This window comes from uncultured Chryseobacterium sp. (assembly GCF_913776365.1).
Taxonomy (GTDB): domain Bacteria; phylum Bacteroidota; class Bacteroidia; order Flavobacteriales; family Weeksellaceae; genus Chryseobacterium.
Map to the genome: position 1 here is coordinate 1 of NZ_CAJYMO010000090.1, position 14,804 is coordinate 14,804.

General features: G+C 42.0%; 17 protein-coding genes and 1 pseudogene. 10 read left to right on the top strand and 8 right to left on the bottom strand.

Going from position 1 to position 14,804, the window contains the following annotated elements:
- The 4 genes from QZ735_RS04585 to ruvX all read right to left on the bottom strand — a co-directional run.
- Window positions 1-280: recombinase family protein (locus QZ735_RS04585; protein ID WP_294244829.1), on the bottom strand; the 280-nt coding region annotated here is incomplete at its 3' end.
- A gap of 298 nt (window positions 281-578) precedes the next feature.
- Window positions 579-1,142, bottom strand: coding sequence for a DUF5606 domain-containing protein (locus tag QZ735_RS04590; RefSeq protein WP_294244832.1), 564 nt, complete (start codon window positions 1,140-1,142; stop codon window positions 579-581).
- An 83-nt stretch (window positions 1,143-1,225) separates the two neighbouring features.
- The gene (gene def / locus QZ735_RS04595) at window positions 1,226-1,798 is read right to left on the bottom strand and encodes a peptide deformylase (protein WP_294244835.1); all 573 of its coding nucleotides are present in this window, start codon (window positions 1,796-1,798) and stop codon (window positions 1,226-1,228) included.
- A complete protein-coding gene (gene ruvX, locus QZ735_RS04600) occupies window positions 1,795-2,211 on the bottom strand; it encodes a Holliday junction resolvase RuvX (RefSeq protein ID WP_294244838.1) in 417 nt (138 codons plus the stop codon). The genes def and ruvX overlap by 4 nt, the downstream gene beginning before the upstream one ends.
- A gap of 115 nt (window positions 2,212-2,326) precedes the next feature.
- On the opposite strand from ruvX, the gene QZ735_RS04605 reads away from it, so the two are divergent.
- The gene (locus QZ735_RS04605) at window positions 2,327-2,803 is read left to right on the top strand and encodes a histidine phosphatase family protein (protein WP_294244841.1); all 477 of its coding nucleotides are present in this window, start codon (window positions 2,327-2,329) and stop codon (window positions 2,801-2,803) included.
- A gap of 97 nt (window positions 2,804-2,900) precedes the next feature.
- Here the strand turns inward: QZ735_RS04605 and QZ735_RS04610 are convergent, their stop codons facing one another.
- Entirely contained in the window at window positions 2,901-4,448 is a 1,548-nt protein-coding gene (locus QZ735_RS04610; protein ID WP_294244844.1) for a serine hydrolase, read from the bottom strand.
- Between the two features lie 205 nt (window positions 4,449-4,653).
- Here QZ735_RS04610 and QZ735_RS04615 point away from each other — a divergent pair, with 205 nt between their 5' ends.
- From QZ735_RS04615 to QZ735_RS04650, 9 genes and pseudogenes are all read left to right on the top strand, one after another.
- Window positions 4,654-5,160 carry a metallophosphoesterase family protein gene (locus QZ735_RS04615; protein WP_294244847.1) on the top strand — a complete coding sequence of 169 codons (507 nt, stop codon included), beginning with the start codon at window positions 4,654-4,656 and terminating at the stop codon, window positions 5,158-5,160.
- Between the two features lie 114 nt (window positions 5,161-5,274).
- The gene (locus QZ735_RS04620; protein ID WP_294244850.1) at window positions 5,275-5,769 is read left to right on the top strand and encodes a Smr/MutS family protein; all 495 of its coding nucleotides are present in this window, start codon (window positions 5,275-5,277) and stop codon (window positions 5,767-5,769) included.
- An 18-nt stretch (window positions 5,770-5,787) separates the two neighbouring features.
- On the top strand, window positions 5,788-6,504 hold the full coding sequence (locus QZ735_RS04625) for a DUF3822 family protein (protein WP_294244853.1): 717 nt from the start codon (window positions 5,788-5,790) through the stop codon (window positions 6,502-6,504).
- Between the two features lie 63 nt (window positions 6,505-6,567).
- The gene (locus QZ735_RS04630) at window positions 6,568-7,155 is read left to right on the top strand and encodes an RsmD family RNA methyltransferase (RefSeq protein ID WP_294244855.1); all 588 of its coding nucleotides are present in this window, start codon (window positions 6,568-6,570) and stop codon (window positions 7,153-7,155) included.
- A 263-nt stretch (window positions 7,156-7,418) separates the two neighbouring features.
- A complete protein-coding gene (locus tag QZ735_RS04635) occupies window positions 7,419-8,021 on the top strand; it encodes a nitroreductase family protein (RefSeq protein ID WP_294244857.1) in 603 nt (200 codons plus the stop codon).
- 148 nt (window positions 8,022-8,169) lie between these two features.
- Window positions 8,170-10,563, top strand: a complete 2,394-nt coding sequence (locus tag QZ735_RS04640) for a toxin glutamine deamidase domain-containing protein (protein ID WP_294244860.1) — start codon at window positions 8,170-8,172, stop codon at window positions 10,561-10,563.
- 11 nt (window positions 10,564-10,574) lie between these two features.
- On the top strand, window positions 10,575-10,928 hold the full coding sequence (locus tag QZ735_RS04645; RefSeq protein ID WP_294244863.1) for a hypothetical protein: 354 nt from the start codon (window positions 10,575-10,577) through the stop codon (window positions 10,926-10,928).
- Between the two features lie 109 nt (window positions 10,929-11,037).
- A pseudogene (locus QZ735_RS19495) lies at window positions 11,038-11,217 on the top strand (zincin-like metallopeptidase toxin domain-containing protein); the annotation flags it as partial.
- Between the two features lie 97 nt (window positions 11,218-11,314).
- Window positions 11,315-11,581: a hypothetical protein gene (locus QZ735_RS04650; RefSeq protein ID WP_294244865.1), complete on the top strand. Its 267-nt coding sequence runs from the start codon at window positions 11,315-11,317 to the stop codon at window positions 11,579-11,581.
- Window positions 11,582-11,677: 96 nt separating this feature from the next.
- Here the strand turns inward: QZ735_RS04650 and murI are convergent, their stop codons facing one another.
- The 3 genes from murI to QZ735_RS04665 all read right to left on the bottom strand — a co-directional run bounded on the left by murI (window position 11,678) and on the right by QZ735_RS04665 (window position 14,742).
- On the bottom strand, window positions 11,678-12,508 hold the full coding sequence (gene murI, locus QZ735_RS04655; protein ID WP_294244868.1) for a glutamate racemase: 831 nt from the start codon (window positions 12,506-12,508) through the stop codon (window positions 11,678-11,680).
- A 108-nt stretch (window positions 12,509-12,616) separates the two neighbouring features.
- The gene (gene hemW / locus QZ735_RS04660) at window positions 12,617-13,741 is read right to left on the bottom strand and encodes a radical SAM family heme chaperone HemW (protein ID WP_294244871.1); all 1,125 of its coding nucleotides are present in this window, start codon (window positions 13,739-13,741) and stop codon (window positions 12,617-12,619) included.
- A gap of 50 nt (window positions 13,742-13,791) precedes the next feature.
- Complete coding sequence (locus tag QZ735_RS04665; protein WP_294244874.1) at window positions 13,792-14,742, bottom strand: type IX secretion system membrane protein PorP/SprF; 951 nt, start codon at window positions 14,740-14,742, stop codon at window positions 13,792-13,794.
- Window positions 14,743-14,804 lie beyond the last annotated feature (62 nt).

The following is a 14,804-nucleotide window of genomic DNA, read 5'->3' on the forward strand; positions in this document are numbered from 1 at the left end:
CTCCATCTGTAATACCTTTTATGATGATACCTTTATCACTTAAACTTAAAACCAGATCAATAATATTTTTCAGGCTTCTTCCTAGTCGGTCCAGTCTCCAAACATAAAGTTCATCACCTTCTCGAAATTGTTCGATCATCTTATCTAGCTCCGGACGATTTTTTGTTGTACCGGAAATTTTCTCCTGGTAAATTTTTTCGCATCCAGCTTTTTCAAGTGCTTCAATCTGTAAATCTAAATTCTGGTCTCTGGTTGAAACCCGCGCATATCCAATTTTCATAATTTGTTACATTAAACTCATACTTTGTAAATTTATGAAACTTTGTTTAGTGATACGATATTTTGAGAAAATATATTTAAAAAATAAAGTGATCAGATCCGACAACTTTAAAAATCTCACAAAACCACCGTTTTATTCTTACAGAACACACTTTTAATGAAGACTGTTTTTGAATATAGTTTACTAAGAGTAAATAAGTTCGCCTAAAGAAGTTCAGAGAATGGCAATATTACAAACCTTCCAAAAGCAAAAACCTCATCAAATCTGATGAGGTTTATATTTTAAAAAGATAAATCAATTATCCCTGTTTTCTGTGCGTGCTTTTCGGAGCGGCTTTGGCTGCGGAAGTGGCTTTTACTTTTGGAGCAGCTGGCTTTTCAGCTTTTGGGGCTGCTTTTTTAGGCGCATCTTTTTCTACGTTTACTTCTTCAGTTGCAGGTTCGCCGTCTAAGGTTTCAGGCTCTGCTTTTACGAAGCTTTCCGGCGTGATGTACCCTGCTTTCTGAAGGATGTTGTACCATTGGGCCAGTTTTTTAATGTCGGAAGCATATACTCTTTCGGTATCATAGTTCGGAAGAGACGCCGTCATGAATTCTTTCAGCTCAGCTTCGCCGGCCTTATGCGGAATAGCTTCCTTATAATCGTAGTTTTTAGCAATATTTTCAAACACTTCAAATAAAGGAACTTCTTTGTCCACGGTAAACATGGCAATGTTATCCAACAGGCTCACTTGGCTTGAGTTTCCGATGCTTACCTTTTTTTTGGAGGTTACATCTTCAATGATGAATCCGTTTCTCAGTTGGGAAACCAATTTGAAAAGTCCCGGTTTTCCGGAGATTGAAATTATTTTTTCTAACAGCATAATTTTATTTTTTGTAAATCCTGCAATCCGCCTGCAGCGTTTTGCGCTTGTTGTTTTTAATTTTTTTTATCCTTATTACTTATTTATTTAGGGAACCTCATCTTATAGCCGATGTTGACGTCTCCCTGCGTGATTTTATTCAGTTTCCCTTTCACCAGCTTCTTTTTCAGGACGCTCAGGTGGTCGGTGAACAGGATGCCTTCGATATGGTCATACTCATGCTGAATTACGCGGGCTCTAATATCGGAAAAAGTTTCTGTATGTTTCACAAAATTTTCGTCATAATATTCGATAACGATGGTTTCCTTTCTTTTCACATCTTCCCGTACATCCGGGATAGACAGGCAGCCTTCGTTGAACTTCCATTCTTCGCCGGATTCTTCAAGGATCTGGGCATTGATGAATACTTTTTTAAACTCAGCCAGCTCCTCCTTAATGTCTTCATAATCCTCATCCTCTGCAAGCGGTGAAACATCGATCACGAACAGGCGGATATCCAGGCCAATCTGCGGTGCGGCCAGCCCTATGCCGTTCGCACTGTACATCGTTTCAAACATATTGTCAATCAGTTCCTGAAGATGGGGATATTCTTTGTCGATATCCTTGGCTACTTTTCTCAGCACGGGGTCTCCAAATGCTCTTATCGGTAATATCATTTTGTTTTCTGTTCTAAAAAATTCTGCAATATAATGGTTGCACTCACTTTATCTATCAGTCCTTTTTCCTGGCGCTGCTTCCTGTTTTTCCCGCTCTGGGAAATGAAAAACGATGCCATCTTTGAGGTAAAACGCTCGTCAAAACGGTGTACCACCACTTCCGGAAACTCTTTCCGGAAGAGCGCTATAAACTTCAGAATGTCCGTCTCCACTTCGGAAGCATTCCCTTTCAGGTCTGTGGGAAGGCCGATAACGACTTCATCCACGATATTTTCATTAAAATATTTTTTCAGAAAAAGCAAGACCGATGAAGTGGCTACCGTATCAAGACCGCTCGCAATGATCTGCATATCATCGGTTGCGGCCATACCGCAACGTGCTTTTCCGTAATCGATCGCAAGGATTTGTCCCATAAGTCTGCAAATTTAGTAAATTTTAATGATTTTATTCCCCACCCTGTTTTTTTTATAGAATCCTGTTTTTATTCCGCCATTTTTTTTATATTTTTATTCTTTAAACCCAATTCATATGAAGCAACTCATCCTCGTACGGCATGCCAAAAGCGACTGGCCGGAAGAGACAGAAGATTTTGACAGGCCTTTGGCAGACAAAGGATTAAAAGAGGCCGAACGCATGTCCGCATTCATGAAAAACAGCAACGTGGCCATTGATTATTTTGTATCGAGCCCGGCATTGCGCGCCCTTACTACCTGCGAGGTATTCAACCGTACGTACCAGCTCAGCATTTCTACGGATGAAAAGCTATACCATCCTTCGGAGAGCAATTTTGAATCTGTGATCTACGACCTGGACGATCAGGTTCAGTCTGTTGCCTTTTTTTCCCATAACAACGGCATTTCCAATTTTGCCAATTCCATTTCCGAAGACATTTTCCATTTTCCCACCTGCGGGGTTGCCGGTTTTGAAGTCGACTGCGAGTCATGGTCCGAATTTGCCGGTGCCAACAAAAGACTGCTGTTCTTCTATGAGCCCGGAAAAATTTAGATGGGACCTGACCCATCAATTAAGTTCATAAAAAAACAGGCCGGAGCCTGTTCAGACCATCAGGGGTTTCCTGATTGTATCATGTTTCCTTCTCAGATCAGGATTTCCTTTTCAGATCAAGGTCTTCAAAATCAAAGCTGAAGTCGGTTATATCGGAAACCGGTTTTACTTTTGCCGACTGTGCTTTTCCGGTTTCATCATAATCGAAAATAAGATAGGCATCGGCATCATAGCTTCTGTCATCCCATCTGATGATAAAGGTATTATTGGAATACGGAAGCAGCTCCCCCTTTAATCTCGGAGAATTTTTGCACAGGATCCTGTAGGAATTGCCCTGCGGCATAATTTCCACGTCCCCAAACCATAGGTCATGATAGGTGCCGGTAAACTGTTCCGCTTTCGGCTGCAGGTTCTTTTCCTTTTTGAACAGCTCTGATTTTGCCAGCGCTTCTTTCTTCTGTTTTTCATACATTTCCTCTGCCTTTTTCATCCTGTCACCATAGGTCTTCAGCCAGTTCCTGTCGGCGATGCCCAGATAGGAATCCTTCACGGTATTGGTAATGGTATTGAAAGCTGACCCGGACTGCTGGTTGGTGAGGACCACGATCCCGAGTTTCATATCCGGAATCAGCGTAAACTGCGTTACCGTCCCGATGAGCCCTCCGGTATGCTGAACCTGCCTGTGACCTTTCACATCGCTCAGGAACCAGCCCATCCCGTATCCGTAAAAATTGGTATCATAAGGGTTTTTGGGAGCTATGCCGGACGGGATCTGCAAACTCCACAGCTGCTGGACGTTTCGGTCCGACACCAGTTTTTTCCCGTCTCTGGTCGTGAAATTATTCAGCAGGAATTCTGCCCAGAGCGTCATATCTTTGATGTTGCTCATGATTCCTCCTGCCGCATTGGCGGTTTCATTCCAGTCATGGGGAACAGCAACGGCCTTTCTGTCTACCGGAGCATGGGCATCGATTTTATTAGAGACCGCCTTTGTCCTGCTATAGCTGCCAACGCTGGATGCCATGCCGACCGGCTTCATGATTTTCTGTTCGATGAAATCTGCCCAGCTCATTCCGGAAACCCTGTGGATGACCTCACCGGCTACGATGAACATGATGTTGTTATAGTCCAGAGTAGTCCTGAACGGGTTTTCAGGCTTCAGATAGCGTACATTACGGACAATATCATTCACTGTCAGGTTTCCTCCTTCCGGAAAGAACATCAGGTCTCCCTGCCCCAGCCCCAGTCCTGCCCTGTGGGTCACGAGATCTTTAATGGTAACATTCTGGGAAACGTAGGGATCGTACATCCGGAATTCCGGAATGTATTGGGAAACCCGGTCGTCCCAGTCCAGCTTTCCTTCGTCTGCCAGGATGGCCAGTGCAGTGCAGGTAAAGCCCTTGGAATTGGAAGCAATCCCTACAAGTGTGGCATCGTCCATAGGCTGTTTCGTGGTAAGGGAACGTACCCCGAAGCCTTTAGAATATACTGTTTTTCCATCTTTGATGATCCCTACGGACATTCCCGGCACATCAAAAGTCTGTAAGGTATTCCGGATGAGTTCATCCAGCTTTTTCTCTTCCACCTGGGCCTGGGCTACTCCAACGGCCACCAACAGGAAGAAAAAAGAAAGTTTCTGCTTCATTTTTAAATTTTTCCCAAATGTAATAATAACCCGGTTAAATGCCAGCATTAATTTCTCCCCGTATGTCTATCCCTGATTTTCCTTTTACATTCTTTCTGTACGGCGTATTGTTTGCTGCTGTTCCGGGACAGCATCTCGCTGTCAAAATATTTTAATAACAGAAAATTGATCGTACCTTTGCGGGTATTCATATAATCCTTTATCTATGACACGAATCCTGCTTCTTTCCGATACGCATTCCTATATGGACGAACGGATTTTGGAATATGCCGGCCAGGCCGATGAAATCTGGCATGGCGGTGACTTCGGAAGTATGGAAGTGGTTGAGCAGCTTGAACAAATCAAGCCTTTGAAAGGGGTTTACGGAAATATCGACGATGCAAAAATCCGTTCCGGGTTTCCGGAAGTCAGCCGTTTTACCTGTGAAGAAGTGGAAGTGCTGATGATCCACATCGGCGGTTATCCCGGAAAATATACCCCGCTGGCAAAGGCAGAAATTGCGGATAAAGCCCCAAAACTGTTTATTTCAGGGCATTCCCATATTTTAAAGGTGATGCATGACCAGAAAAACAGCCTGCTGCACCTGAATCCGGGGGCCTGCGGAAAGCAGGGCTGGCATAAGATGCGCACCATGATGCGGTTTGTGATTGACGGTTCTGAAATCAGGGATCTGGAAGTGATTGAACTGGGACCGAAGTCTTACAATGTATAATTCAGGATTCAAAAATCAACAGTCAGGATTTAAGGTTTACCATTGAAAATTTGAAATTAATGTTTAATAGCAGGAAGCGGGACGGGTTCCCGGTTCCGGAAGTTTGGAAAATAGATGAAAATAGGTGATCGTGTTTCTGTAGTGGATGAAGATTTAAGCGGAGTAATAACTTCGGTGAACGGAAGTGTTGTAGTCTTCAAAGATGAATATGGCTTTACGTACCAGTATGAAAAAAGCCAGCTGGTGCCGAAGACTTCTTCACTGTATGAAAATATGCAGGTCGTAAGAAAAGCGGAACCTCAGAAAGCCATTTCCAGAAAGCATCAGCGGAACCCTCTGGTGCTGGACCTCCATTTTCATCACCTGGTAAAGAATCCGCATGACTATGACAGCTTTGAGCGGCTTTTCATCCAGAAGGAACGGCTGCTGGAAACGTTGGGCTTCTGCCGGAAGAACCATCTGAAGAGACTGGAAATTGTTCACGGCATCGGAGACGGCGTGTTGCAGCGAATGGTATGGGATGTCCTGGAAAGCCAGACCGGGCTGGATTTTTACAATAAGGAAATACTTCATCATCAATCCGGTGCGGTAATGGTAGAATTTCACTAAATTTGCACGAATAGAAATATGAACGTACTCAATTTACTTTTTACCAAAGACGGATTAACCTACCAGATTGCTGCCAATAAGAGCATTACGGAAGAAAAATCGTATTTCGTGGATGAAGAATCTCCGGAGAACCTCATTGCCGATGCGCTGGAAAATGCCCTGCTGAAACAAAGGTATGATGAAATACACGTGATCTCGGCACTCAACCATTTTACCCTGATGCCGGAAGGATTTTCCGAACACGAAGCAGGTTTTGACCTGATTGCCTTCAATGCGCCGGTAGATAAGGAAAAAGAAGAACTGATGCTTTCCATCAATGAAAAATTCAGGATTCAGTTCTATTACACTTTTCCGAAAAATTTTTATAAGAAAATAAAGGAACTGGCTGTACCGGTACAATTCAATTTTTCCGGCGAAAAATTCCTGAATTCCATCAGTAACAGGAATACCAAGGAAATCCATATCAACCTCTACCATAACCAGTGCGAATTTTTTGCCATCGACCAGAAAAAAATGATCCTGTATAACAACCTGGATGTAAATTCTGAAGTGGACTTCCTGTATTTCGTGATGTTTACCTTAAGCAAAATCGGGTTCGGCATCCATGAAACTACCTTTTTCGCATACGGGGAAACCACAGAGAACGAAACCTTTATTTCGGAACTCCGGAAATTCGTGAAGAACCTTAAAATTGTATTTGATAACGTTCCAAACAAAAATTTTATCTTAAATTAGATTCTGAAATCAGAGCGCCGGATCCGGCAGTCTGTTGCTTTAATCTACAAATTTACACTTACTATGTACAGAATCATCTCAGGCAAATGGAAAGCCAAAAAAATAGCCGCGCCGAAGAATTTCGAGGTAAGGCCCACTACGGATTTTGCGAAGGAAGCGCTTTTCAGTATCCTGGAGAATACGTATGACATGCAGTCAATTGCTGTCCTGGACCTGTTCGCAGGCATCGGATCCATCAGTTTTGAATTTGCTTCCCGGGGATGCCAGGATGTAACTTCCGTGGAAATGAATCCCAAGCATACCAGCTTCCTGAATTCCACCGCTTCCGAACTGGGCTTCAGTCTTCAGGTAAGCGTTCAGCGGGGCGACGTGTTCGACTGGCTGAAGAAATTCCGTAACAGGAAATCTTTCGAAATCGTCTTTTCGGATGCTCCTTTCGAAACGGAAGAAAAAAAATACCACGAGATTATTTCTCTTGTTCTGAACAATAAATACCTGAAAGAGAACGGGGTCCTCATCATCGAGCACCAGAGCCGGATGAAATTCGACCACCCGAACCTGACGGATACCCGGAAGTATGGCAATGTCAGCTTCAGCTTCTTCAGGCCCAACAGGGAAGAAGAAACAGCATTCACAGAATCAGCAGAATAATAAGGAATTTTTCCTGATTTTTTGTTTTCTGAGCATCGGTTTCCGGCCTCCTCATTCATATAATCCCTATTCTACGGGATCCTTTTTCATGTGCCGGCAGCTGTCTTACCTGTTCTACTGAAGATTGCGTGATTTTCTCCGGGCTCATTCGGTGATGTAATAGTGTACACCGCCTTACTATTTTATACTATCATATTGTACCGTTATTGCAAAAACAAATAACATACATTAGTTTTGCAACTATAAAAAAGATAGTACAAATTATGAGCTTTTTAGAAAAAATGAAATCGCGGTATACGGTAAAAAAATACAATCCGCAGGGAGATCTGAGTGAAGAAACCGTTCAGCAGCTGAAAGACATCCTGCATCTGAGCCCGTCTTCCATCAACAGCCAGCCCTGGAACTTCGTATTTGTAAACAACACTTCGGAAAACAGGGAAAAATTTGCCGGAGCTTCTTACTGGAATAAAGAGAAAGTGGATAACAGCCAGCTCCTGATCATTTTCCAGGTCCTGAAAAATCCTGAGGATTTTGAGCGCCGGATTGAGGGCACGCTTCCTGAAGGCTCCGTGAATTACTATAAAAACTTCGTAAAGCCTAAGGGCGAAACCGCCATACAGTCATGGATGGCGCACCAGGTCTACCTGTCATTGGGCGTATTGCTTTCGGCCTGTGCGGAAATGGGTCTTGATTCCACCCCGATGGAAGGCATTGAAAATGATGAATACGATGCCATCATCGGAAATTCCCAGTATAAAACCCTTTTCGCCGTAACGGTTGGAACAAGATCGGAAGAAGATACGAACCAGCCGGCACATACGCCGAAGACACGACTGGACAGGGAAAAAGTGATTGTGGAAATGTAAACCTGACAGCACCTGCCCTATCAATACAGAGCTGCCTAAATGAGGCAGCTTTTATTTTTTCCATGATAAAAAAAGATACGACAAGTTTTGTCGTTACCCGCATTTACATTGCTTCAGAATGAGTAAAAAACTTAAATGTAAATAAGAAATGGAAAAATTCGATGACGGATTCGGAGATTTATCCGGATTTAAGATCCTGTCTTTCGAAGAAGTAAGCAAAGGATTCAAAGGAGATATACATCCTTTCCGGCAGGCTTTGGAAATACAGGACGCAGAAACAACCGGTATTAAAAATGACGAATATATTAACCTTACCGGATTACTGGGCGATATAAAAGTCAGTTACAGTGGCGGAAGAGGAGAATACATGCAATATGTACCTGAAAAATACTTCAATGATACAGCCCAGAACTATATCATGGACGGCAGGAAGCACATCAGCCTTTCGGCAAAGCTTCATCTTAAAAAGGGAACAGTAAAATTCTCCCAGCGCATGGGCGTCTATAAACCCCTGATGGAAGTTTTTTTTGATGAAGACGGCCGGCTTACCTATTCCCTTACCTTCCGGTATGAAGACACCGGGCGGGATGCCATAGAACTCAATACCCACACTTTTGAAGAATATAAAAACCTGCTGCTCTATATGGGCTATGGAAATGTGGAAACCGACTATGATGCTTCGTCATTCTTTATTAGGGAGTTTACGTATTTCCTGAAGGGTTCTGCAACGGCAGATGACCTATATAAAGTGTACGGAGACCTTCCTGCTTCTTTTATCATGAAGCTTCACATTCCCACGGATGTCGTGGTTAACCATCTGAGGATACTGGCAAAAGAAGATGATACGGGATGGTTCAGCTGGACAAAAGATACGACTCCGCTTTTAATAAAAGTAACAGGCATGTTCAGGAAATTCCAGGAAGCCACAGACTATTTCTGGAAAAACCCGAAATTGCTTACCGAAATCTATGATAATCTGGACGGGCATTCAGAAGTACTGGGAAAGCTTACGTCCAATCGTATCCTTTTTGCCTCCGTGCTGAATGCATTTGCCCAGAGAGATGTCCGGTCTAAAAATAAGACCACCAAAAATGCACTTTTACACGGCAACGGCTATTTTATAGACAGTAACATCCTGGAGCTTAACGATACCTTGAACACCATCAAAGGAATCCTGAGCTTCGACTGGGATTTTGATTACAAGGATGCCGTTTTCCTGCAGCAGAAGAGAACCGTTACAAAAACTGTCGAACAACGGGAAACCGATGAATTCGGAAAAGGAGGAAGCACAACGGAACAGACCCGGACATCTACTGAAAATGTAGATCCCGGCTATCTTTACCATCCTATGCACCTTGTTCATTTTATTGATAAAGGACAGGAAGAAGCAAACCTGGTTACTGCTTTGTTCATCAAGGCCATTGCAGATGAGGAAGAATGGGCGGAAGTCATGCAGAACATCCGCGTCGGCGGAGATATCCTGGCCATTATTGCAGGATTTGTAACGATGGGGCTTACCGGGAACCTTTCCGTACTGGCGATTGCAGATCTCGGCATGGCAGGCATGGATCTGGCCTTAATGGATGATGACGTAAAAACATGGGTTGCTGATCTGCCCGGCGGAAAATGGTTTGTGGAAAACTGGGACACCATTTATGCTTTGGTGGGAGCAGGAATTTTAAGTGTAGTGATGATGGAAGGAATACTCACCCATGGCCCCGCCCTGCTGGATAAAATAAAAAATCTAAAAAACATAAAAGGAAATTATCTTACTTTTACCAGGCAGCTGGAGAAGCTAGTAGAAGAACTCCAGACGTACAGATTGAGGAATCCGGGTAACGTTATTGAAGAAGTGGTTCTGGCTGGTGAAAAAAACGGGTTATTAAAAAAGCTTTTGAAACCCTTCCTGGGAAAAGATGCCAATGTAGAATACATCCTGGAACAGCTGGACAAAAGACAAATCTCAGTTAAAAAAGCAGGAGATGACCTGTATGAGATTTATTATAAAGGTCAATTCATTACGACAAGAGATGCCGGCGAAGCAGGTGCTTTCTTAAAAAACAATTTCTGGAAAACGGAAATACAGCTAGAAGAAGTAGTTGTTGGCGGTACAAATAAAAAACTATTTTCACTTTGGAAAATTAATTTAAAAGAAAGGAGATATAATTGTGCAAATTGTGCCATAGCAGTTGATGCTACGTTAGATGGAAGACCGGCTTCAGCATTGCCCTACACTGTACAAAGAAGATTTAGAAATGGAAAATGGGAAAACTATGCTTCTTTTGAAGAAGGCACTGCGCCAATAGTTTTGGAAGCTGAATTTAAAGCAAAATTTTCAGAATGGACAACGGATTTGAATAGTCTGGTAAAAGATTTAAAACCAGGCAAAAGAGGTATAGTTGCCGGTATTAAAAACGGAAAAAATGAAGGGCATGTTTTCAATGTAGTAAATGAGAAAGGAGTAATCAAATATCTTGACGGGCAAACAGGCAATCGTGCAAAATTAGTATATGATTATTATAAATTTTTATCAACAAATTAAAATCGCAATTTATGTATACCAGAGAGCAAGCAAAAGAAAAAATGCAGCGTTTTGTAGATTATCAAAATCAATTAATAGTATGGAATAATAAAGGAAAACCAGACATTATTATATATGATAATGAAACTGAAGAATATCCTTTTGGATGGGTATTTCACTGGCAGATAAAAAATATCAAAGATGATTACTCTAATTTTCTATTCGGAAACGGACCAATTATAGTTGAAAGAGAAACTTTAAATATGTATAAAATGATGACAGCTATTTCTATTGAAGAGAATATTGAATTATATAAAAAGAATAAAAATAAATTATTACAATTAGAAGAAGATCAGGACGGATTTTTTGATCCTGTGAATATTTAATATATCTGAGCCACTCTGGAAAGAGTGGTTCTATTTTTTCAGTCCTATATTTACAAACCATCCTGAAGGAAGATATACAGATCAATGATTCCGGGAAGGATATGCGGGATTATTTGATCATCATAACAAACAGATTATCTTAACGGCTCAACCAACGGAATATCTGATTTTTCATGAAATATCACATTTAAAATATCTGGAAGAAATAAAAGAAATTTATCATACTTTACTACTCTGGCAAAGGGAAACTTATGTGTTTGAAGAAATCTGGAAACAAAGACATCTCTAGACAAAAGAAGAATTAGAACACGCATTAAGATACGTGAATTATGAAAGAGAAAGAGAAAGAGCAGGCCAACCATTAATAATAAAGAAACTTTAGAAATATGAAATATACAGAAGAACAAATATTGGCAAAAGCACAAGAAATTATGAAAGATTTAGATAGTAAATCCTATTTTGACAACTGTATTGATGGAGTTTTTTTTGAAGAAAAACGTAAAATTATTTCAGGTAATAATAAAGGCAAAATTTGTCCGGTATGGGTAGTAAGAATAATTTCTTCAATGGATAATTCAGATTTTTTAATAATCTCAGATGAAACAGGAGAGCCATTAATATATCAAAACTTCAATACTTATATATCGATATAGAAAAAGATGAGAAAGGATATTTCCGGGTAGGTTTGCCAAGGGATTAGTGCCTATATTATAAAAGCTGTTTCAATGATTTGAAACAGCTTTTTTTATTTATAGCACTTTCAGTTCCAGATCGATGGTCTTTCCAAAGAACTTTTTGGAAATTTTCTCAAAATTCTTGGTAAGGTCCGAAAGATAGAAGTGGTAATTCGGGCTGGCGTTGCTTTCCCGGAGGAGATGATGCTTGTCCAGGATGCTTTTCAGGTGATTCGCCACGATATTCGGGGAATCGATGACGCGGACGCGGTTCCCGTAATACTGCTTGATCTCATCAATCAGCAACGGATAATGGGTACATCCCAAAATAAGCGTTTCAATATTTTTCAGCTTATTGTTGCTCAGGTAATTGTAAATGATGGCATGGGTGATCGGGTGGTTTTTAAACCCTTCTTCAATCGCAGGAACCAACAATGGCGTAGCCAGCTCATCCACCCGGATCCACTTATTGTGCTTCCGGATACTCTTTTTATAAAGCCCTGAATTGACCGTTGCTTTGGTGGCTATCACTCCGACATTGTTGTGGATTTCATAAGACACTTTTTCCGCAACGGGATTGATGACATCGATTACCGGTACTTTTCCTGCCACGGAGGCCATTACCTCAGTCAGTGCATTGGCCGTAGCCGTGTTGCAGGCGATTACAATGGCCTTGCAGTTCTGGGTCAGCAGGAAATTGGTGATCTTGGTAGAATATTCAATAATGGCTTCCTTCGATTTTTCCCCGTACGGAAGGTGCTTGGTATCCCCGAAATAGATCAGGTCTTCATGGGGAAGAAGCCTTTTGATCTCCTTCGCCACCGTTAAACCGCCTACCCCGCTGTCGAAAATTCCGATCGGCTGTTCAGGTGAAAGATGCGAATAATTCTTTTTCTTAGTTTTCAAAATGAAGCTGAAATTTGATGCAAAAATACGGAAATTGTTGGATGCCCGGAGCGGCAGCCGGAAGTTTTTCACTGTCCGTTCAGCTGCTTGCCGGTTCTATTTTCCGGGCTACACCATAAAAAGGTCGGAAGCAATGCCATCCGCCATAAACCAGTGCTTCTCCGGAATTTTCAGATGATTGTTTTCGATGGTGAGCAATCCTCCGTCCATTTTCTGTCTGATTTCATGCCGGAAATGTTGCAGGATCCTGTCATTGAATTTTTGTTCAAGGCTTTCCATGTCAACGCCCCAGATGGTACGGAGGCCGATCATGATCATTTCATTGAACTGGTCTTCCATAGAAAGGATTTCCTCTTCTTTAGCCAGAAGATTCCCGCTCAGCTTTTTGCTGTACCGGGCGTTATTTGCCACGTTCCAGCTCCGGATATCGGATCCGTTGTAGGAATGGGCAGACGGGCCGATGCCAAGGTATTCTTTATATTTCCAGTAGGAAGCATTATGCCTTGAGTAAAAGCCCGGTCTGGCGAAATTGGAAACTTCGTAATGCTCAAATCCATGATCCTTAAGAAAATCCGATAAGTAATAGAATTCCTTATTCTGCTCTTCTTCTTTGGGGCTGATGACTTTTCCTTTGGCAATCCAGTTTTCCAGGGCTGTTTTAGGCTCGACCGTCAATGCATAGGAAGAGATGTGCGGAACTTCAAGAGCAACGGCCCTGTTCAGGTTTTCTTTCCACATTCCGAGATTGGAGGTCGGTGATCCGTAGATCAGATCGATGCTCAGATTTTCAAAACCAAAGTCCTGGGCCCTTTTAATGGAATCTTCTGCCTCACCGGCCGTATGCGCACGGTTCATGAGTTTCAGATCAGCCTCAAAAAAACTCTGGGTCCCGATAGACAGCCGGTTGACCGGGGATCGCGAAAGTTCCTTCAGGAAATTCTTATCCAGGTCGTCCGGGTTGGCTTCCAGTGTAACTTCGATGTCCCTTTCAAAACTGAAATATTTTAAGATTTCATCAATCAGCGATTGTATTTCATCCGGAGAAAGAAGGGACGGGGTTCCGCCACCGAAGTAAAGGGACCGTAAGCTTTTATCCTGCAGCTCATCCTTTCTGAGGAAAATTTCCTTTTTCATGGCCGCCAGCATTTCATCCTTGAAATTCAGGGAGGTCGAAAAATGGAAATTACAATAGCTGCATTTCTGCTTACAAAACGGGATGTGAATATAGATCATAAAAAAAGCCCTGAAAATTTCAGAGCTCAAATGTATTTAAATTAAATTGATTAATATCTATAACCTCTGTGATTAATGAAGTTATCAAAGTTATATCCTAACCCGATCATGAAGCTGTTTCCGCCGTATTCCTGGATATCAGATAACCCGAGGTTGTAAGTGGCTCCGATCATGAATTTGTTGAATCTTACTTTCACTACCGGTGCAATCTGCAGCTGCTGGCTGTCGAAACGGTTCTGAACCGAACGGTAGCTAACCCCGAAAGAGAAGGAATTGATATCATTGAAGAAGGTAGCCATCAGGTTACCGTCCACCGTTCTTGTGGAATTGGTATTCAGGTTGATCAATACGGATGGTGTTACATACATATTGTCTGCAAAATGCCAGTCGTATCCTAAGTTAAGGAAGAATTTGATGGGAGAAGGCTCACGTCCGTTGATGATGGCTTCATCATTGGTAATCGCGATATCGTTCACGGAAACTCCGGCGAAGATATTTCTGTAGGTCGCCTGTGCCCCGAAGTTGGCATAAGCCATGAAGATGTTGCTCTCGCTTCCCTGTAATAAAGGGTCTGAAGCATCCTGGGTATTAATTTTTGAATAATCAAAATTCATGTTATACAAGCTTACGCTGGTACCGAAAGAGAACTGGTCTCTCCGGTCTCCTTCGCTGCTGAGAGGAATAAAATAGGAAGCACCCGCAGTAATACCTCCTGCCGAAATAGGACCGTTACTGTCTCTGAACACGGATAAACCCGCACCTACTCTATCAAAGATGTTCGCGTTGATCCCTACCGATTGTACGTTAGGAGATTCACTGAACTTCGAAAATTGCTGCTGATAGTTAAGATTGAGCTGCACGTTGTCTGTTTTTCCGTATTGTGCAGGGTTGAACAGAAACTCACCATCTAAAAGATATTGTTGGTAGTATGGTAATGTTTCTTGTGCTTTGTATGCATTTGACAAAAGAGCTAAACATACGATAGCATATAGTTTTCTCATAACAAATCTTGATTTCAATTCAACAAATATAAAAAAATTCTCAATATATTTTTAGTTTTCTA